This window comes from Streptomyces sp. NRRL WC-3742 (genome assembly GCF_000720635.1).
Taxonomy (GTDB): Bacteria; Actinomycetota; Actinomycetes; order Streptomycetales; family Streptomycetaceae; genus Kitasatospora.
This window is the reverse complement of sequence record NZ_JOCF01000027.1, coordinates 1-17,734: the sequence shown is the minus strand read 5'-3', so window position 1 is coordinate 17,734 and position 17,734 is coordinate 1. Positions and strand designations below refer to the sequence as shown.

At 73.4% G+C, this 17,734-nt stretch carries 16 protein-coding genes and 1 riboswitch; of the genes, 13 read left to right on the top strand and 3 right to left on the bottom strand.

All coding sequences use genetic code 11. From position 1 onward, the window contains the following. Positions 1-15 precede the first annotated feature (15 nt). The 5 genes from IH61_RS0116705 (at position 16) to IH61_RS0116685 (ending at position 4,919) form a co-directional block, all read left to right on the top strand. Entirely contained in the window at positions 16-993 is a 978-nt protein-coding gene (locus tag IH61_RS0116705) for an HpcH/HpaI aldolase/citrate lyase family protein (RefSeq protein ID WP_031070392.1), read from the top strand. 2 nt (positions 994-995) lie between these two features. Further along, positions 996-1,499: a MaoC family dehydratase gene (locus IH61_RS0116700; protein ID WP_031070391.1), complete on the top strand. Its 504-nt coding sequence runs from the start codon at positions 996-998 to the stop codon at positions 1,497-1,499. A 160-nt stretch (positions 1,500-1,659) separates the two neighbouring features. Beyond that, positions 1,660-2,862, top strand: a complete 1,203-nt coding sequence (locus IH61_RS0116695) for an acyl-CoA dehydrogenase family protein (protein WP_031070389.1) — start codon at positions 1,660-1,662, stop codon at positions 2,860-2,862. Positions 2,863-3,361: 499 nt separating this feature from the next. Next, positions 3,362-4,054, top strand: a complete 693-nt coding sequence (locus IH61_RS0116690; protein WP_031070387.1) for a phosphatidylserine decarboxylase — start codon at positions 3,362-3,364, stop codon at positions 4,052-4,054. Further along, entirely contained in the window at positions 4,041-4,919 is an 879-nt protein-coding gene (locus IH61_RS0116685; RefSeq protein WP_031070386.1) for a CDP-alcohol phosphatidyltransferase family protein, read from the top strand. Before IH61_RS0116690 ends, IH61_RS0116685 begins: the two co-directional genes overlap by 14 nt. 100 nt (positions 4,920-5,019) lie before the next feature. On the opposite strand, the gene IH61_RS0116680 is transcribed toward IH61_RS0116685, so the two are convergent. Both IH61_RS0116680 and IH61_RS0116675 read right to left on the bottom strand, forming a co-directional pair. Next, on the bottom strand, positions 5,020-6,342 hold the full coding sequence (locus IH61_RS0116680; protein ID WP_031070384.1) for a hypothetical protein: 1,323 nt from the start codon (positions 6,340-6,342) through the stop codon (positions 5,020-5,022). Between the two features lie 404 nt (positions 6,343-6,746). Beyond that, the gene (locus IH61_RS0116675; RefSeq protein WP_031070382.1) at positions 6,747-7,862 is read right to left on the bottom strand and encodes an alpha/beta hydrolase family protein; all 1,116 of its coding nucleotides are present in this window, start codon (positions 7,860-7,862) and stop codon (positions 6,747-6,749) included. Positions 7,863-8,091: 229 nt separating this feature from the next. Further along, a riboswitch (cobalamin riboswitch) is annotated at positions 8,092-8,224 on the top strand. A gap of 104 nt (positions 8,225-8,328) precedes the next feature. Between IH61_RS0116675 and IH61_RS0116670 the strand changes: the two genes are divergently transcribed. From IH61_RS0116670 to IH61_RS0116640, 7 genes are read left to right on the top strand one after another with little or no spacing between them, the layout of a single operon-like run. Then, a complete protein-coding gene (locus IH61_RS0116670) occupies positions 8,329-9,282 on the top strand; it encodes a cobalamin biosynthesis protein (RefSeq protein ID WP_031070379.1) in 954 nt (317 codons plus the stop codon). Next, entirely contained in the window at positions 9,283-10,872 is a 1,590-nt protein-coding gene (locus tag IH61_RS0116665; protein ID WP_051837215.1) for a cobyric acid synthase, read from the top strand. Then, positions 10,869-12,953, top strand: coding sequence for a putative cobaltochelatase (locus tag IH61_RS0116660; protein WP_031070376.1), 2,085 nt, complete (start codon positions 10,869-10,871; stop codon positions 12,951-12,953). The genes IH61_RS0116665 and IH61_RS0116660 overlap by 4 nt, the downstream gene beginning before the upstream one ends. 6 nt (positions 12,954-12,959) lie before the next feature. Next, the gene (gene cobO / locus IH61_RS0116655) at positions 12,960-13,565 is read left to right on the top strand and encodes a cob(I)yrinic acid a,c-diamide adenosyltransferase (RefSeq protein ID WP_031070375.1); all 606 of its coding nucleotides are present in this window, start codon (positions 12,960-12,962) and stop codon (positions 13,563-13,565) included. A 7-nt stretch (positions 13,566-13,572) separates the two neighbouring features. Continuing rightward, entirely contained in the window at positions 13,573-14,961 is a 1,389-nt protein-coding gene (locus tag IH61_RS0116650) for a cobyrinate a,c-diamide synthase (protein WP_031070373.1), read from the top strand. 19 nt (positions 14,962-14,980) lie between these two features. Continuing rightward, positions 14,981-15,511, top strand: coding sequence for a chloramphenicol phosphotransferase CPT (gene cpt / locus IH61_RS0116645; protein WP_031070370.1), 531 nt, complete (start codon positions 14,981-14,983; stop codon positions 15,509-15,511). A gap of 35 nt (positions 15,512-15,546) precedes the next feature. Then, the gene (locus IH61_RS0116640; protein ID WP_031070368.1) at positions 15,547-16,017 is read left to right on the top strand and encodes an OsmC family protein; all 471 of its coding nucleotides are present in this window, start codon (positions 15,547-15,549) and stop codon (positions 16,015-16,017) included. A 206-nt stretch (positions 16,018-16,223) separates the two neighbouring features. Here IH61_RS0116640 and IH61_RS0116635 read toward each other — a convergent pair whose 3' ends face one another. Next, entirely contained in the window at positions 16,224-16,736 is a 513-nt protein-coding gene (locus IH61_RS0116635; RefSeq protein WP_031070366.1) for a MarR family winged helix-turn-helix transcriptional regulator, read from the bottom strand. A 122-nt stretch (positions 16,737-16,858) separates the two neighbouring features. Here IH61_RS0116635 and IH61_RS0116630 point away from each other — a divergent pair. Then, positions 16,859-17,734: EamA family transporter (locus IH61_RS0116630; protein ID WP_051837213.1), on the top strand; the 876-nt coding region annotated here is incomplete at its 3' end.

The window sequence follows — 17,734 nt, the reverse complement described above, 5'->3', positions numbered from 1 at the left end:
GAACCCTCGAAAGACATGACCGTCAACCGCTTGCGCCCGCGCCGCTCCTGCCTCGCCGTACCGGGCAGCAATCCGCGCTTCCTGGAGAAGGCCCAGGGCCTGCCGGCCGACCAGGTCTTCCTCGACCTCGAGGACGCCTGCGCCCCGCTGGTCAAGGAGAGCGCCCGCCACCACATCGTCGACGCCCTCAACAACGGCGACTGGAGCGGCAAGACCCGCGTCGTGCGCGTCAACGACTGGACCACGCACTGGACCTACCGCGACGTGATCACCGTGGTCGAGGGCGCGGGCCCCAACCTCGACTGCATCATGCTGCCGAAGGTCCAGGACGCCGAGCAGGTCAAGGCGCTCGACCTCCTGCTCACCCAGATCGAGAAGACCATGGGCTTCGAGGTCGGCCGCATCGGCATCGAGGCGCAGATCGAGAACGCCAAGGGCCTGATCAACGTCGACGCCATCGCCCAGGCGTCGCCCCGGCTGGAGACCATCATCTTCGGCCCGGCCGACTTCATGGCCTCGATCAACATGAAGTCCCTGGTGGTCGGCGAGCAGCCGCCCGGCTACGGCGCCGACGCCTACCACTACATCCTGATGCGCATCCTGATGGCCGCCCGCGCCAACGACCTCCAGGCGATCGACGGCCCGTACCTGCAGATCCGCAACCCGGAGGGCTACCGCGAGGTCGCCCGCCGCTCGGCCGCCCTCGGCTTCGACGGCAAGTGGGTGCTGCACCCGGACCAGGTCGGCGCCGCGAACGAGATCTACTCGCCCTCGCAGGAGGACTACGACCACGCCGAGCTGATCCTCGACGCGTACGACTACTGCACCTCCGAGGCGGGCGGCGCCAAGGGCTCCGCGATGCTCGGCGACGAGATGATCGACGAGGCCAGCCGCAAGATGGCCCTGGTCATCTCCGGCAAGGGCCGGGCCGCCGGCATGCAGCGCACCACCAAGTTCGAACTGCCCGACACCGAGAAGAAGGCGGAGGCGTGACCATGCAGTTCGGACGCACCTACGAGGAGTTCGAGGTCGGCGCGGTCTACAAGCACTGGCCCGGCAAGACGGTCACCGAGTACGACGACCACCTCTTCTGCCTGCTCACCATGAACCACCACCCCCTCCACATGGACACCAACTATGCGGAGAAGACGACGGACTTCGGCAGGAACGTCGTGGTGGGCAACTACATCTACTCGCTGCTGCTCGGTATGTCCGTCCCGGACGTCTCCGGCAAGGCGATCGCCAACCTGGAGATCGAGTCGCTGCGCCACATCGCGCCGACCTTCCACGGCGACACCATCTACGGCGAGACGACCGTCCTCGACAAGTGGCCCTCCAAGTCCAAGGACGACCGGGGCATCGTCTACGTCGAGACCAAGGGGTACAAGCAGGACGGCACGGTCGTCTGCATCTTCCGCCGCAAGGTGATGGTGCCGACCGAGACGTACATCAAGGCGCGCGGCGGCGAGCAGCCCGGCCGCCCGGAGCCCCTCTCCTAGTCCTCTCCCCTATAGAGCCCTAGACCCATAGACCCCGGAGGGGCAGGCCGCCGTCATCGGCCGGCCCCCACCCGGTCGGGGGCCCTGCTGCCGCAGCCACGCCGGCAGGGCCCCCGAAAATCCCCCCCCCGCCCTCTTTCAGACATTCCGGAGCCGCACGATGGGACGCCTCGCACAGACCGACGGCCTCACCGAGATCCAGCGGGACATCCTCGCCACCGTGCGGGATTTCGTCGACAAGGAGATCATTCCGGTCGCGACCGAGCTGGAGCACAAGGACGAGTACCCCACCGCCATCGTCGAGGGGATGAAGCAGCTCGGCCTCTTCGGCCTCACCATCCCCGAGGAGTACGGGGGCCTCGGCGAGTCCCTGCTCACCTACGCCCTGGTGGTCGAGGAGATCGCCCGCGGCTGGATGTCCGTCTCCGGCATCGTGAACACCCACTTCATCGTGGCCCACATGATCAACGCCCACGGCACCCAGGAGCAGAAGGACTACTTCCTGCCGAAGATGGCGGCGGGGGAAATCCGCGGCGCCTTCTCGATGTCCGAGCCGGGCCTGGGCTCCGACGTTTCGGCCATCTCCACCAAGGGCGTCAAGGACGGCGACTTCTACGTCCTCAACGGCCAGAAGATGTGGCTCACCAACGGCGGCACCTCCACCCTCGTCGCGGTCCTGTGCAAGACCGACGAGGGCGGCAGCTCCCCGTACAAGAACATGACCACCTTCCTGATCGAGAAGACGGCCGGCTTCGGCCCGAACCCGACCGTGCCCGGCCTGACCGTGCCCGGGAAGATCGAGAAGATGGGCTACAAGGGCGTCGACACCACCGAGCTGGTGCTCCAGGACGTCCGGATCCCGGCGAACCGCGTCCTCGGCGGCGTCCCGGGCAAGGGCTTCTACCAGATGATGGACGGCGTCGAGGTCGGCCGCGTCAACGTCGCGGCCCGCGGCTGCGGCGTCGCGCGCCGCGCCTTCGAGCTCGGCATCTCCTACGCCCAGCAGCGCTCCACCTTCGGCAAGAAGATCGCCGAGCACCAGGCCATCCAGTTCAAGCTGGCCGAGATGGCCACCAAGGTCGAGGCCGCCCACCAGATGATGGTCATGGCCGCCCGCAAGAAGGACAGCGGCGAGCGCAACGACCTCGAGGCCGGCATGGCCAAGTACCTCGCCTCCGAGTACTGCAAGGAGGTCGTCGAGGACGCCTTCCGCATCCACGGCGGCTACGGCTTCTCCAAGGAGTACGAGATCGAGCGCCTCTACCGCGAGGCCCCGATGCTGCTCATCGGTGAAGGTACTGCGGAGATCCAGAAGATGATCGTCGGCCGCCGGCTCCTGGAGGAGTACCGGATCGCCGAGTGACCGGCCGGTCCCCCGCACTCCGCGGGGGACCCCTCGAACCGCCGGTCGACGGGCGTGCGGGCCCGTCCCGGCACCGCGCCGTGCCACCAGCGGCCCCGGCCTGGTCCGCCGGGAGCCGGGCACGGCCCTCCGGAAGCGGCCGCAGGGCGCACAGCTGCAGCGAGCGCCCCGCGGCCGCTTCCGCACACCTCTCCGCGGCCCGCCGGGCCGTTTCCCGGGCGCCCGGCGCTCGTACGACCGCCCGGGTTCACCTCGTGCCACCGCTGAGACAAGAGTCACCAGCCGCGTCGGGTCCCTTGGGAACCGGACCGGGTCGAGCTACGGTCGTATGAGTGGGTGCGCGGACGTGCTCCCACCGGACACATGAACGAGCAGGCGGGTTGCCCACCCACCGTGTGCTCCCGATAGCATCCACCGGGACAGCAAGCCGTCCCTCTTATTACCGATCCCGCGGTGGCCCCCGTCCAGCGGCCATGATCCCCCGCGACAAAGGTCTTCGATGCCCATCAGCCCGTCCCCTCACACCTCCGTCACGGACCGCGATGCCCTCGCAGCCCCGGCGGCCGGTCGGCGACCCCGCGTGACCATCGCGCGCGGAGCCACCCCCTGGTTCGTCCCCACCCTCGCCACGGCCGCCGTGACCACCGCCCTCACCCGGCGCAGCGGCAAGTGGGCCCTGGCGGCGGTACCCGCCTGCGCGCTCAGCGCCGGCATGCTGTGGTTCTTCCGCGACCCCGAGCGTGAGATCGGCACGGGCAGAGTGATCTCCCCGGCGGACGGCGTGGTGCAGAGCATCGACGCCTGGCCGGACGGGCGCACCCGGGTCGCGATCTTCATGAGCCCGCTGAACGTCCACGTCAACCGCGCGCCCCTGCCGGGCACGGTGACGTCGGTCGAGCACGTCGCGGGCGGCTTCGTTCCCGCGTTCAACAAGGACAGCGACCAGAACGAGCGGGTCGTCTGGCACTTCGACACCGAAATCGGCGACATCGAGATGGTCCAGATCGCGGGGGCCGTGGCCCGCCGCATCGTGCCGTACGTGGACGCCGGTACCAAGGTCGAGCAGGGCGAGCGGATCGGTCTGATCCGGTTCGGGTCCCGGGTCGACACCTACCTGCCGGCCGGCGTCGAGGTCGGCGTCGAGGTCGGCCAGAAGACCACCGCCGGGGTGACGCGCCTTGACCGTGACTGATCCTGAGACAATCGTCGGCCTGGACGACGAGGAGACGGCCCTGCGCCGCCGCCGCTGGGCGCGCGACCGCGAGCTGCGCGCCCCGCGCTCTCCTCAGCACCTGTCCACCGCGGACTTCCTGACCCTCGGGAACGCCGTCTGCGGCTTCCTGGCGATCTACTCGATCACCACCGGGGTCCTGGTCCCGCACATCACCAACCCGGACGCCGCTCCGGACCGGCACAGCGCGGCCACGGCGGTCACGCTGCTGCTCATCGGCTCGATGTGCGACCTCTTCGACGGCCTGGTGGCGCGCAAGCTGCGCTCCTCGGCCCTCGGGGCGGAACTGGACAACCTGGCCGACCTGATCAGCTTCGGCATCGCGCCGGCCTACTTCGTCGCCGTCTGGGGCATGGTCTCCAAGGACTCCAACACCAAGCTGTCGGCGCTGATCTCGCTGACGGTGCTGCTCGCGGTGGTCCTGCGGCTGGCCCGCTTCTCGGCCGTCAAGATGCGGCCCGGGGTGTTCCAGGGCATGCCCTGCCCGATGGGCGCGATGACGGTCATCGCCATCGTGCTGCTCGACCCGCCGTTCCAGCTGGGCCTGCTCGGGATCTTCGGCGCCGCGTACCTGATGGTCAGCCGGATCGAGTACCCGAAGCCGCAGGGGCTGCTGGCCACCGCGACCCTGTGCTGGGTCGTCGTCGCCATCGGCTGCCTGGCGGCCTGGGCGACCGGGCTGCCCGGCGGTGACACGCTGATGCACGTCGGCGCGTTCGCGCAGATCACCCTGGCGGCCATGGCGCCGATGCTGGTGATCCGCCGCAAGGTCGGCCAGAAGGTCGGCGACGTCCGCGCCCGGCGGGCGGAGTCGCGGCTCGGCTGAGCCTGCTCGTACGTACGGCGGAGGGCCCGGAACCATCAGGTTCCGGGCCCTCCGCCGTTTCTCGTGGCCGTGCTCAGGCCGCCGTTTCTCGTGGCCGTGCTCAGGCGCCGCCGGTGTGGACGCTGAAGGCCGAGCGGCGGGCCGCCCGGGCCACGCCCGGGTCCGGGTGCACCCCGGAGACCGCCGTCAGCACCGAGGCCGCGCGCGGGTGCCCGGACTGGCGGGCGCGGGCGAACAGCCGGACGGGGTCGCCCGCCGAGGCGCCCTCGACGTGGCCGACCAGCAGCTCCGTCTCGCCGTGGTCCAGCACCGCCGCCGCCGTGTCCACCCAGAGCCAGGCCGCGTCCTCCGCGCCCAGCACGTCCGCCGGGGAGACGCCCTCGTCGGCGCGCTCCGCCAGCCACAGCAGGGCGTACGGGCGCAGCACCGGCTCGTCCACCGCCGCGCGCACCGCCTGCTCGGCCGGGCCGCCGGCCACCCGCAGCGCCTCGAAGGCCAGGCCCCGTACCAGCGCGTCGTCGCCCTGGGCGGCGTCCAGCAGCTCGGCCACCGCGCGGTCGGCGGGGCGGGCGGCCACCCAGGCGCGGTACTCGGCGCGGGCCGGGCCCGGCGAGTAGTCGGCGCAGGCGTTCAGCAGCTCGAAGGCGCTCTGCTCGATGTGCCCGGCCGCCGTCTGGGCGACCGTGCAGATCTCCTCCAGCTTGGCGCGGACGGCCCAGTGGCCCAGCGGGGACAGCTCGGCGGCCTCGTCCCGGCGCACCACGGCGCCGACGGCCGCCAGGCCGTCCAGCATCCAGTCGAGGACGGCGGCCACGTCCGAGGGCGCGGCCGGGGTGTCGATCTGCGGCTCGCGGCAGGTGCCGCGCACGGCGGAGACGGCCGAGGCGGCGTGCGGCACTGGCGACAGGCCCGGGCCGGCTGCCCCGCCCACGCGGCGCTCGTCCAGGCCGCGGCGCAGCAGTTCCAGCAGCTCGCTGTCCGGGACGGGGCCGGCGACCAGGTGCAGGAAGGACAGCAGCTGCGGGGCCTGGTCCACGGCCTGGCCGGCCAGGACGGCGAAGACGCCGCGCAGGGCGGCGGGGGGCACGGGGGCCAGCAGCGTCCAGGCGTCGAACATCGCCGACCAGCCGCGCACCACGGCCTCGTCGTCGTGCTCCCAGGCGTGCAGGCGCCAGCCGGGGCCGGCACCGGCGTCCCGGGCCTCCACCAGGCCGACCAGCAGCGCCTGGCCCCACGCCTTGGCCGCCGCGCCGACCGTCATGGCCAGGGCGCGGCCCGCGGCGCGGGCGTCGTCGGGGAGCAGCTCGCCGCGCTTGTCGACCTCGTCCAGCTCGCCGGCCCAGCGGGCGATGCGGACGGCGTCCACGAGCATCCGGCGGGCCAGGGGCGCCAGCTCGGCCGGTGCGGGGAAGCCCTCGGGCACCGGAACCCGGCCTCGCCCGGGGGCCGGGGCGGGCCCTCGCCGGCGGGGTACAGCGGCCCCGCCCGGCCTGCCACCGGCGGGCCGGTGGGCCGTGCCGGGGAGACGGGTCACCGTCGCACCGGCACCGATCGTCGGTTGGAGCGGGGCATCACGGTCGCGCGGGTTCCGAGACGTCACGTCGAGCAGTCTTCCCCTTGCACGGGCCTTCTGTCACATCCGGTTGTCCGTACGACCGACCACACGCGGACAGCACCTCCGCAAGATCGGGCAACAGAGGCAAACCGCCTGGCCGGAAACGTGTGGCGGGGACATGCCGGGTTGTCGCGGTGGTCGTACGGGCGGTGACGGTGGGTAGCGGGACGGCCCTGCGGGAGGGTTCTGCAGGGGGGTTCCGCAGGAGGGTTCTAGAGGAGGGGGGTGAACCAGCGGCGGAGGAGTTCCGTGTAGTGCTCCGGGGCGGAGTTCCACAGGGCCGCGTGGTCGGCGCCGGGGAAGAGCTTGAGGCTCACCACGTCCCGGCGGACGGTGGCGAGGTGCTCGGCGGGGCCGACCGGGGCGATGGTGTCGTCCGGGCTCTGGAGCAGCAGGGTGGGAACGCGCAGGTCGGTGCCCTCGGCGATCCGGGCGAAGTCGGCGAGGTCGACCCCCGTACGGCCTTCGGCGGCCAGCGCGCCGAGTTCGGCGGCGGTGCCGGACAGGCCGGCCCTGCGGGCGTCACGGCGGGCCGAGGCGGGGAGGTCGAGCACCGGGGAGTCCAGGACCAGGCCCCGGATGGCGTGCGACCAGGCGGAGCGGGCGGCGGCCTGGAGGACCATGGTCGCGCCGACCGACCAGCCGTAGAGGATCACCTTGCCGGCGCCGTTGTCGAGGGCGAGGCGGATCGCGGCCTCCACGTCGCGCCACTCGGTCTCGCCGAAGTGGCCGAGCCCGTCCGGGGAGACGGGGGCGCCCTCGTCGCCCCGGTAGGTGACGGCGAGGGCGGGCAGGCCCAGGTGGTCGAGGACGGGGAGCACGGGCAGCGCCTGTTGGCGGTCGGCGCCGGGGCCGTGGACGAGGATCACCCAGGTGCCGCGTTTGCCGCCGAGGTGCCAGGCGGGCAGGGCGCCGAGTTCGCCCTCGGCGGCGGTCTCGGTGAACGGCAGGCCCAGGGCCTCGGTCGGGTCGCCGACCAGCACGCGCGGGGTGAAGCGGACCTCGGTGCCGGGCGCGAGGGTGCCGCGGTCGGCGCGGACCAGGCGGCGGGTGACGCCCTCCTCGTCGCTGTGGAGGACCTCCTCGACCACCGCGTGGCCGCCGTCCGCCCACTCCACGGCCCAGCGGCCGGGCATCAGGGTCTCGGGGCGCCGGGTGAAGGTGGCCCGGCCGGCGCCGAGGCTCCGTACGTGGACCGGGCCCGACTCCAGGACGACCGTCTCCGGGCGGACCATCCGCTCCGAGGCCCGGCGGCCGATCACCAGGACGGCGGCGGCCCCGGCACCCACGGCGGCGGCCGCCACGACGGCCGCGGTTCCCCAACGCATACGTGCTCCCCGCTCTGGTGGGCTCTGCCCGGCTCGGTCGGTGTCCGGCTCGGTCGGTGTCCGGCCCGGCCGGTGTCCGGCTCGGTCGGTGTGGATCGTGCACCAGTTCACCGGCGGCCGGTGGGGGCGGCCACCGGGCTGAGCCGATCGTGTGACCAAACCCTCCGTGACCTCGGTTGACTCCCCGTCGGAGCGCGTGGTGGGATTTCGGGGCCAATCGGAGGCATGGAGAGGAAGCCGGTGCGAATCCGGCGCGGTCCCGCCACTGTCACCGGGGAGCACGCCCGGAACATCGCCACGGCGAGCCGTCAGAAGCCGCTGGAAGGCCCGGGCGCGCGTCCGACCCGGAAGCCAGGAGACTCTCGCCCCCGTTACGTCGAGCCAGGGCGCGGACCCTGAGTGAGGACACCCACGCGATGCAGGCTGCCCCGCCCGGCCGGACTTCTCGCCGCCACTTTTCGAACGCATGCGTCCGCTGACGCGCGCCGCCGCGTTCGCGCTGGGCGCCGTCGCGGGCTACGCCGCCGACTCCCGCTTCGCCGACCCGCGCCGGGGCCACCCCGTCGCCCTGTTCGGCAGCGCCGCGGGCCGCCTCGAGCGGCGGCTGTGGCGCGACGACCGCGCGGCGGGCGCCGCGTACACCGCGCTGTGCGTGGGCACCGTCGCGGCGGGCGCGCTGGCCCTGGACCGTACGGTCGGCCGCCGGCCGCTGGGCCGGGCCGCGCTGGCCGCCGCCGCCACCTGGACGGTGCTCGGCGGCACCTCGCTGACCCGGGAGGCGCGCACCATCGGCCGCTCGCTCGCCGCCGGGGACCTCGCCGCCGCCCGGGAACGGCTGCCGCACCTGTGCGGGCGGGACCCGAGCGCCCTGGACGGGCAGCAGATCGCCCGCGCGGTGGTCGAGTCCGTGGCCGAGAACACCGCCGACGCCGTCGTCAACGCGCTGGCCTGGGGCGCCCTCGCCGGCACCCCCGGCCTGCTGGCCTTCCGCGCCGTCAACACCCTGGACGCGATGGTCGGCCACCGCTCGCCGCGCTACGCCCGCTTCGGCTGGGCCTCCGCCCGCCTCGACGACGTGGCGGGCTGGCCGGGCGCCCGGCTGACGGCGCTGCTGACGGTGGCCGCCGCGCCCGAGCCCCGTACGGCCTGGCGCGTCTGGCGGCGCGACGGCTCCTCGCACCCGAGCCCCAACGCGGGCCAGGCGGAGTCGGCCTTCGCGGGCGCCGTGGGCGTGCGCCTCGGCGGGACGCTGCGGTACGGCACCCGGGTGGAGCACCGGCCTGTCCTGGGCGAGGAACTTCGGCCGGTGACGGTGGACGACATCGAACGGGCCTGCACGCTGTCGCGGCGGGTGGGCGCGCTGGCGCTGGGTACGTCCGTCGCGGGGCACCTGGCCCTGCGGCTGTGGAGGGGTAGGTAGATGAGCAACGCGCTGCTGGTTGCCGGGACGACCTCGGACGCGGGCAAGAGCGTCGTCACGGCCGGGATCTGCCGCTGGCTGGTCCGTCAGGGCGTGCGGGTCGCGCCGTTCAAGGCCCAGAACATGTCGCTGAACTCCTTCGTCACCCTGGACGGCGCCGAGATCGGCCGCGCCCAGGCGATGCAGGCGCAGGCCGCCCGGGTGGAGCCGGAGGCGGCGATGAACCCGGTGCTGCTCAAGCCCGGGGCGGACGGGCGCAGCCAGGTGGTGCTGCTCGGCAGGCCCGTCGCCGAGGTCGGCGCGCTGGACTACCGGGAGCGCAAGCCCGTCCTGCTGGAGCGCTCCCTGGAGTGCCTGGCGGACCTGCGGGCGCGCTTCGACGTGGTCGTCTGCGAGGGCGCCGGCTCGCCCGCCGAGATCAACCTGCGCGACCGGGACATCGCCAACATGGGCCTGGCCACGGCCGCCGCCCTGCCCGTCGTGGTCGTCGGGGACATCGACCGCGGCGGGGTGTTCGCCGCGATGTACGGGACGCTGGCGCTGCTGTCGGCCGAGGACCAGCGGCATGTGGCCGGCTGGTTCGTCAACAAGTTCCGCGGCGACGCCCGGCTGCTGGCCCCCGGGCTGGAGATGCTGCACGAGCTGACCGGGCGTCCGGTGCTCGGCACGCTGCCGATGCTGCCGGGCCTGTGGCTGGACGCCGAGGACTCGCTGGACCTCTCGACGGTGGTGGACCGGAGCGTCGACGGGCGCGGCCCGCTGGGCGCCGACGTGCTGCGGGTGGCCGTGGTGCGCTTCCCCCGGCTGTCCAACTTCACCGACCTGGACGCGCTCGCCCAGGAACCGGGCGTGCTGGTGCGCTGGGCCACGCGGCCGGAGGAACTGGCCGACGCGGACCTGGTCGTGCTGCCGGGCACCCGGGCCACCGTGGCGGACCTCGCCTGGCTGCGGGAGCGGGGGCTGGAGCCGGCGCTCAGGGCGCGGGCGGCGGCCGGGCTGCCGATCCTCGGTGTCTGCGGCGGCTACCAGATGCTGGCGGGCTCGATCGTGGACGAGGTGGAGTCCGGGGCCGGTGCCGTGGACGGGCTCGGGCTGCTGCCGACGCGGGTGCGGTTCGGCGTGGAGAAGGTGCTCGCGCGGCCGGTCGGCGAGGCGTACGGGCAGCGCGTGGAGGGGTACGAGATCCACCACGGGATTGTGGCCGTTGACGGGGGTTCGGCGTTCATCTCTGATGACAACGGGCAGAGCCTGGACGGCTGCCGGGTCGGCTCGGTGTGGGGCACCACCTGGCACGGGGCGCTGGAGAACGACGGGTTCCGCCGTGAACTCCTGCGCGAGGTGGCGGAGTTGGCGGGGCGCGCGTTCGTCCCAGCGCCGGACATCTGCTTCGCGGCGGCCCGCGAGGCGCGGCTCGACCGCCTCGGCGACCTCATCGAGGAGCACGCGGACACCGACGCGCTGTGGAAGCTGATCGAGGGCGGGGTGCCGGCGGCGGGCTCGCTGCCGTTCCTCCCGCCGGGGGCGCCATCGCCCGTGGCTATGGCCCGTAGCTGTGGGAACGACACTGGAACGACTGGGAGTGACGCATGAGTGACGTCCGCTATCCGTTCACCGCGGTCGTCGGCATGGCCGACCTGCGGCTCGGCCTGCTGCTGAACGCGGTCTCCCCGGCCGTGGGCGGTGTGCTGGTGCGCGGCGAGAAGGGCACCGCCAAGTCCACCATGGTGCGGGCGCTGGCCGGGCTGCTGCCGTCCATCACCGTCGTGGACGACTGCCGGTTCGCCTGCGAGCCGGGGGCCGTCGACCCGCAGTGTCCGGACGGGCCGCACGAGGTGGTGGAGTCGCGTGAACGGCCTTCGCAGCTCGTCGAGTTGCCGGTCGGCGTGGCCGAGGACCGGATCGTCGGCTCGCTCGACCTCGAGCGGGCGCTGGCCGAGGGCGTCAAGGCGTACGAGCCCGGGCTGCTCGCCAAGGCGCACCGGGGTGTGCTCTACATCGACGAGGTCAACCTGCTCCAGGACCACGTCGTCGACCTGCTGCTGGACGCGGCCGCGATGGGCCGCTCGTACGTCGAGCGCGAGGGCGTGTCGGTGCGGCACGCCGCGCGGTTCCTGCTCGTCGGCACGATGAACCCCGAGGAGGGCGAGCTGCGGCCGCAGCTGCTCGACCGGTTCGGGCTCACCGTCGAGATCGCCGCCACCCGGGAGCCCACCGAGCGCGCCGAGGTCGTGCGGCGGCGGCTCGCGTACGACGCGGACCCGGCAGGCTTCGCGGCGCGGTTCGCGGCGGAGGAGCGGGCGCTCGCCGAACGGATCACCTCCGCACGGGAGTTGCTGCCGTCCGTCGAACTGACGAATGTGGCGCTGCGTCAGATCACCGCCGTGTGCGCCGCGTTCGAGGTGGACGGGCTGCGCGCGGACATCGTGATGGCGCGCACCGCCGTCGCGCTGGCCGCCTGGGCGGGGCGCACGGAGGTGCTGGAGGAGGACGTCCGCAAGGCCGCGCAGCTGGCGCTGCCGCACCGGCGGCGGCGCAACCCGTTCGACGCGCCGGGGCTGGACGAGGAGCAGCTCGACCGGACGCTGGAGGAGCACGCCTCGGACGGGGACGAGGACCCGCAGCCCGAGGGCGACGGGCCCGGCGAGGGGCCCGACGGCGGGCCGGACGGGGGTCCCGACGGGGGTCCCGACGGGGGCGGTCCGGACGGGGGCGGCGGTGCGCCGGAGCCCGTCGACGGCGGCGGGCCGGAGGCGCCCGAGTCGGCCCCCGAGGCCGAAGTTCCCGCGATGCCCGCCCAACACCCCGCCCCCGCACGGGAGTCGGCGCCCGTGGCGGCCACGGACCCGTACCGTACGCGGCTGTTCGCCGTGAAGGGCACCGGCCACGGCGCCCAGGGCCGCCGCTCCCCCGCCGAGACCACCGGCGGGCACACCATCCGCGCCCGCCGCCCCCAGGGCATGCTCAGCCGGCTGCACCTGACCGCCACCCTCCAGGCCGCCGCGCCGCACCAGGTGGCACGCGGGCGCGACGGGCGGGCGCTGGTCCTGCACAAGGACGACTTCCGCGAACAGGTGCGCCAGGGGCGGGAGTCCAACCTGGTGCTCTTCGTCGTCGATGCCTCCGGCTCGATGGCCGCGCGCCAGCGCATGAGCGCCGTCAAGGGCGCGGTGCTGTCCCTGCTGATGGACGCCTACCAGCGGCGCGACAAGATCGGCATGATCACCTTCCGCGGCGCCGGCGCAGAGCTGGCCCTGCCGCCCACCTCCTCCGTGGAGGTCGGCGCGGCCCGGCTGGAATCCCTGCCCACCGGCGGGCGCACCCCGCTGGCCGCCGGGCTGCTGCGCGCCCACGAGGTGCTGCGGGTCGAGCGGCTGCGCGACCCGAACCGGCGCCCGCTGCTCGTCCTCGTCACCGACGGCCGGGCCACCGGCGGGCGCGACGCGCTGGCCCAGTCCCGGCGCGCCGCCTCGCTGTTCGCGGCCCAGGGCACGGCCAGCGTGGTGCTGGACTGCGAGTCCGGGCCGGTGCGCCTGGGCCTCGCCCGCACCCTCGCCGGGGTGCTCGGCGGCACCGCCGTCAGCCTGGACGAGCTGCGCGCCGAGGGCGTGGCCTCGCTCGTCCGCGAGAACCGTGCTACCACTTCGATGGCTTCGATGCGAAAGGCGGCCTGAGCCGACATGCCCAAGGGTGTCCCCGAGAGCGTTCCCGACGACGGCCTGACGACTCGTCAGCGCCGTACGCAGCCGATCACCGCCGTGCACACCGGCCCCGGAAAGGGCAAGTCCACGGCCGCGTTCGGCATGGCGCTGCGGGCCTGGAACCAGGGCTGGTCCGTCGGGGTGTTCCAGTTCGTGAAGTCCGCCAAGTGGAAGGTGGGCGAGGAGAACGCGCTGCGCGTGCTCGGCGCCTCCGGCGAGGGCGGCAGCGTCGACTGGCACAAGATGGGCTCCGGCTGGTCCTGGATCCAGCGCTCCGCCGAGCAGGAGATGACCAGCGAGGAGGCGGCCAAGGAGGGCTGGGAGCAGGTCAAGCGCGACCTCGCCGCCGAGACCTACCGCTTCTACGTGCTCGACGAGTTCACCTACCCGATGCACTGGGGGTGGATCGACCCGGAGGAGGTCGTGGCGGTGCTCAAGGACCGTCCGGGCAGCCAGCACGTCGTCATCACCGGCCGGTACGCGCCCGAGGCGCTGACCGAACTCGCCGACCTGGTCACCGAGATGACCAAGGTCAAGCACCCCATGGACGCGGGCCGCAAGGGCCAGCGCGGTATCGAGTGGTGACCCTGTCTTGAGCAACCTCCCCCGCCTCGCCATCCCCCGTCTCGTCATCGCCGCGCCCTCCTCGGGCGCGGGCAAGACCACCGTAGCCACCGGCCTGATCGCGGCGCTCGCCGCGCGGGGGCTGGCGGTGTCGCCGCACAAGGTCGGCCCCGACTACATCGACCCGGGCTACCACGCGCTCGCCGCCGGGCGGCCCGGGCGCAACCTGGACGCCTTCCTGTGCGGGCCCGAGCGGATCGCCCCGCTCTTCCTGCACGGCGCGGCGGGGGCGGACGTCGCGATCGTCGAAGGCGTGATGGGCCTCTTCGACGGGGCGTCCGGGCGTGGGGAGTTGGCGTCCACTGCGCACGTCGCGAAGCTGCTGCGGGCGCCCGTGGTGCTGGTCGTGGACGGCTCCTCGCAGTCCCGGTCGGTGGCCGCGCTGGTGCACGGCTTCGCCTCCTGGGACCCGGAGGTGCGCCTCGCCGGGGTCATCCTCAACCGGGTGGCCTCCGACCGGCACGAGCAGTTGCTGCGGGAGGCGCTGGAGGAGGGCTCCGGGGTGCCGGTGCTCGGCGCGCTGCGCCGCTCGACGGCCGTCGCCACGCCCTCGCGGCACCTCGGACTGATCCCGGCGGTGGAGCGCTCGGCGGAGGCGCTCAAGGCGGTTGCCGACATGGGGGAGCTGGTCGCTTCCTCGGTCGATCTGGATGCTCTGCTCGAACTCGCCCGTACGGCGCCCGAGTTGGACGCCTCGCCATGGGACGCCTCGACGGAGGTCACCGCCGTGGGCGGGCGTCCGCGCGTCGCCGTGGCGGGCGGGGCCGCGTTCTCCTTCTCGTACGCCGAGAACGCCGAACTGCTCGGCGCGGCGGGCGCGGAGGTCGTGCCCTTCGACCCGCTGCACGCCTCCTCCCTCCCGCCGGACACCGCCGGGCTGGTCATCGGCGGCGGCTTCCCGGAGCTGTACGTACGGGAGTTGAGCGGGAACGCCGAACTGCGGCGCTCCATCGCGGAGTTCGCTTCCCGCGGCGGCCCGATCGCCGCCGAGTGCGCCGGACTCCTCTACCTCGGGCGCGAGTTGGACGGCCTGCCGATGTGCGGGGTCCTGGACACCGCCTCCCGCATGACCGAGCGCCTCACCCTCGGCTACCGGGAGGCCGTCGCCCTCCACGACTCCCCGCTCGCCCCCGCCGGCACCCGGCTGCGCGGGCACGAGTTCCACCGCACGGTCTGCGAACCCGGCGAGGGCGAACACCCCGCCTGGGGCTGGCACTTGCCCACCGGCCCGAGGAGGGAAGGCTTCGCGGGCGGCAACGTCCACGCCTCCTACCTGCACCTGCACTGGGCGGGGGCGCCGTCGGTGGCCTCGTCCTTCGCGGCGGCGGCGGCGAAATTCTCGGCCGCCCTCCCGTAAGCGTCCTAGGCTCTCCCGTATGGACGTGATCATCCTCAACGGGGGCTCCAGCTCGGGCAAGTCCAGCATCGCGCGGTGCCTCCAGGACCTGCTGCCCGACCCCTGGCTCCACCTCGGCGCGGACACCCTCGTCGCTGCCCTGCCGCCCCGGCTGGTCGGTGGCGGCGAGGGGATCGGCGGGGTGGAGGACGGGGACGGCACCGTCTCGGTCGGCCCGGCGTTCGCCGCCCTCGACGCCGCCTGGACGCTCGGCGTCGCCGCCATGGCCCGCGCCGGCGCCCACATCCTCGTCGACGAGGTGTTCCTCGGCACCACCGCCTCCCAGGCCCGCTGGCGCGACGCGCTGGCGGGCCTTTCCGTCCTCTGGGTCGGCGTCCACTGCTCGCCCGCCGTGGCCGCCTCCCGCGAAGCCGCCCGCGGCGACCGCGTCACCGGCATGGCGGCCGCCCAGGCCCACCTGGTGCACGAGGGCGTCACCTACGACCTCACCGTCGACACCTCCCGGGCCGCCCCTCAGGACTGCGCCCGCGCCATCCTCGCCCACCTCTGACCACCTCTGACCCACCCGTCTCCGGAGGACCGCAGATGCCCAAGCAGCACACCTACACCGTCGACATCACCTGGACCGGCAACCAGGGCACCGGCACCAGCGACTACCGCTCCTACGCCCGCGACCACGACGTGACCGCCCCCGGCCTCCCCCTCATCCCCGGTTCCTCCGACCCCGCCTTCCGCGGCGACCCGGCCCGCTGGAACCCCGAACAGCTCCTCCTCGCCTCCCTCTCCCAGTGCCACCTGCTCTGGTACCTCCACCTCTGCTCCGTCAACGGCGTCGTCGTCACCTCCTACACCGACCACCCCGTCGGCCACATGGCCGAGACCGCCGACGGCGGCCACTTCACCTCCGCCGTCCTCCACCCCCACGTCGAGGTCGCCACCCCGGAGATGACGGAGAAGGCCCTCGCCCTCCACGCCGACGCCCACAAGTCGTGCTTCATCGCCAACTCCGTCAACTTCCCGGTGACGCACGAGCCGGTGATCACGCTCGCGAGCTAGCCCATCACGGAGATCAACTGCCCGTGCCGAAGGTGCCGCTGAGGGAGTTCTCTTTCTCGGAACAGGTGAGGCAGCGGAGGTGGGGGGGATGTTCGGCGTGGACGACGACGGGCTGGGGGCCACCGTCGAGGAGGTGGTCGCACCAGGTGCAGGACCGGGACTCCCCGCCCGGGTTGACGCCCCCGCCCGGCGCCGGACACGCGCCCTCAGCCGGCCAGCGGCTCGGTGTCGCCGTGGGCGATGAGCAACTTGCGCAGCAGGCCCTTGAGCTGGGCGCGCTCCTCCGCGTCCAGGGCGGCGAGGATGCGCTCCTCGTTGTCGACGTGCCCCTGCATCGCCCCGTCGATGAGGTCCTTGCCCGCCGGAGTGAGGCGGACCAGCACGGCGCGGCGGTCGTTCGGGCAGGGGTTGCGCTCGACGAGGCCCTTCGCCTCGAGGCGGTCGACGCGGTTGGTGATGGCGCCTGAGGTGACCATCGCGGCCTTGAGCAGGGCGCGGGCGTTGAGTTCGTACGGTTCGCCGGAGCGGCGCAGGGTGGCGAGGACGTCGAACTCGGAGGAGTCCAGGCCGCAGGTGGTGAAGTAGGCGCGCAACTCGTTGTCGACGCGGACGTTGAGGCGGCGCAGCCGGCCGATCACGGCTATGGCGTCGGTGTCGAGGTCGGGGCGGGCCTTGTTCCACTGCTCGACGATCTCGTCGATGGTGTCGCGCTGCTGCATGTTCGTCCGCCTCCCGGGGCTCGCCGTCGCCACATATCTTAACATTCACATACTTGACGTTCGCCGACCTCCAGGCGTAGAAATATCTCAACGTTCAGATAATCAACGTTCAGGGGGATCTCATGGACCGCAAGCGCTTCGGCATCGCCGCCACCGCCGCCCTCGCCCCGGCGATGTGGGGCACCACCTACCTGGTCACCACCCAGCTGCTCCCCGAGGGCCGCCCGCTCCTGCTCGCCGCGCTGCGCGCCCTCCCCGCCGGGCTCCTCCTACTCCTCCTCGGACGCAAGCTCCCCAAGGGCCGCTGGTGGGGGCGCGCCGCGATCCTCGGGATGCTCAACATCGGGATCTTCTTCCCGCTCACCTTCGTCGCCGCCTACCGCCTGCCCGGCGGCGTCGCCGCCACCATCGGGGCGATCCAGCCGCTGCTCGTCGCCGGGTTCTCCATCGGCGTCCTCGGCGTACGGCCCGGACGGCGGGCCGTGTTCGCCGGACTCGTCGGGGTCGGCGGGGTCGCGCTGCTCGTCCTCAACGGCCACGCCCGCCTGGACGGCCTCGGCATCGCCGCGATGGTCGGCGCGATCGCGCTGATGGCCATGGGCACCGTCCTCATCCGCCGCTGGGGCCGCCCCGAGGGCGCCACCCTGCTGGACCTGACCGCCTGGCAGCTCCTCGCCGGCTCCGTCGTCCTCGTCCCCCTCGCCGCCTTCGTCGAGGGCGCCCCGCCCGCACTCAGCGCCGCCAACCTCTCCGGCTTCGCCTACCTCAGCCTCTTCAGCACCGCGATCGGCTACGTCCTCTGGTTCCGCGGCATCGAGCGCCTCGGCGCCGGCCCGGCCTCCTTCCTCGGCCTGATCAACCCCGTCATCGCCACCCTCGGCGGCCTCGTCGTCCTCCACCAGACCCTCACCCTCTGGCAGCTCCTCGGCCTCACCCTCGCCCTCGGCGCCCTCCTCCTCGGCCAGTCCCCCACCCGCCAGCCCACCCCGCCCCTCACC

What these genes read in the sequence shown, in the direction of transcription:
- IH61_RS0116690 (WP_031070387.1), top strand. Translation starts at nt 3,362, where the DNA reads ATGCCCATCAGCCCGTCCCCTCACACCTCCGTCACGGACCGCGATGCC.
- IH61_RS0116700 (WP_031070391.1), top strand. Translation starts at nt 996, where the DNA reads ATGCAGTTCGGACGCACCTACGAGGAGTTCGAGGTCGGCGCGGTCTAC.
- IH61_RS0116675 (WP_031070382.1), bottom strand. Translation starts at nt 7,862, where the DNA reads ATGCGTTGGGGAACCGCGGCCGTCGTGGCGGCCGCCGCCGTGGGTGCC.
- cobO (WP_031070375.1), top strand. Translation starts at nt 12,960, where the DNA reads ATGCCCAAGGGTGTCCCCGAGAGCGTTCCCGACGACGGCCTGACGACT.
- IH61_RS0116635 (WP_031070366.1), bottom strand. Translation starts at nt 16,736, where the DNA reads ATGCAGCAGCGCGACACCATCGACGAGATCGTCGAGCAGTGGAACAAG.
- IH61_RS0116640 (WP_031070368.1), top strand. Translation starts at nt 15,547, where the DNA reads ATGCCCAAGCAGCACACCTACACCGTCGACATCACCTGGACCGGCAAC.
- cpt (WP_031070370.1), top strand. Translation starts at nt 14,981, where the DNA reads ATGGACGTGATCATCCTCAACGGGGGCTCCAGCTCGGGCAAGTCCAGC.
- IH61_RS0116705 (WP_031070392.1), top strand. Translation starts at nt 16, where the DNA reads ATGACCGTCAACCGCTTGCGCCCGCGCCGCTCCTGCCTCGCCGTACCG.
- IH61_RS0116695 (WP_031070389.1), top strand. Translation starts at nt 1,660, where the DNA reads ATGGGACGCCTCGCACAGACCGACGGCCTCACCGAGATCCAGCGGGAC.
- IH61_RS0116670 (WP_031070379.1), top strand. Translation starts at nt 8,329, where the DNA reads ATGCGTCCGCTGACGCGCGCCGCCGCGTTCGCGCTGGGCGCCGTCGCG.
- IH61_RS0116665 (WP_051837215.1), top strand. Translation starts at nt 9,283, where the DNA reads ATGAGCAACGCGCTGCTGGTTGCCGGGACGACCTCGGACGCGGGCAAG.
- IH61_RS0116660 (WP_031070376.1), top strand. Translation starts at nt 10,869, where the DNA reads ATGAGTGACGTCCGCTATCCGTTCACCGCGGTCGTCGGCATGGCCGAC.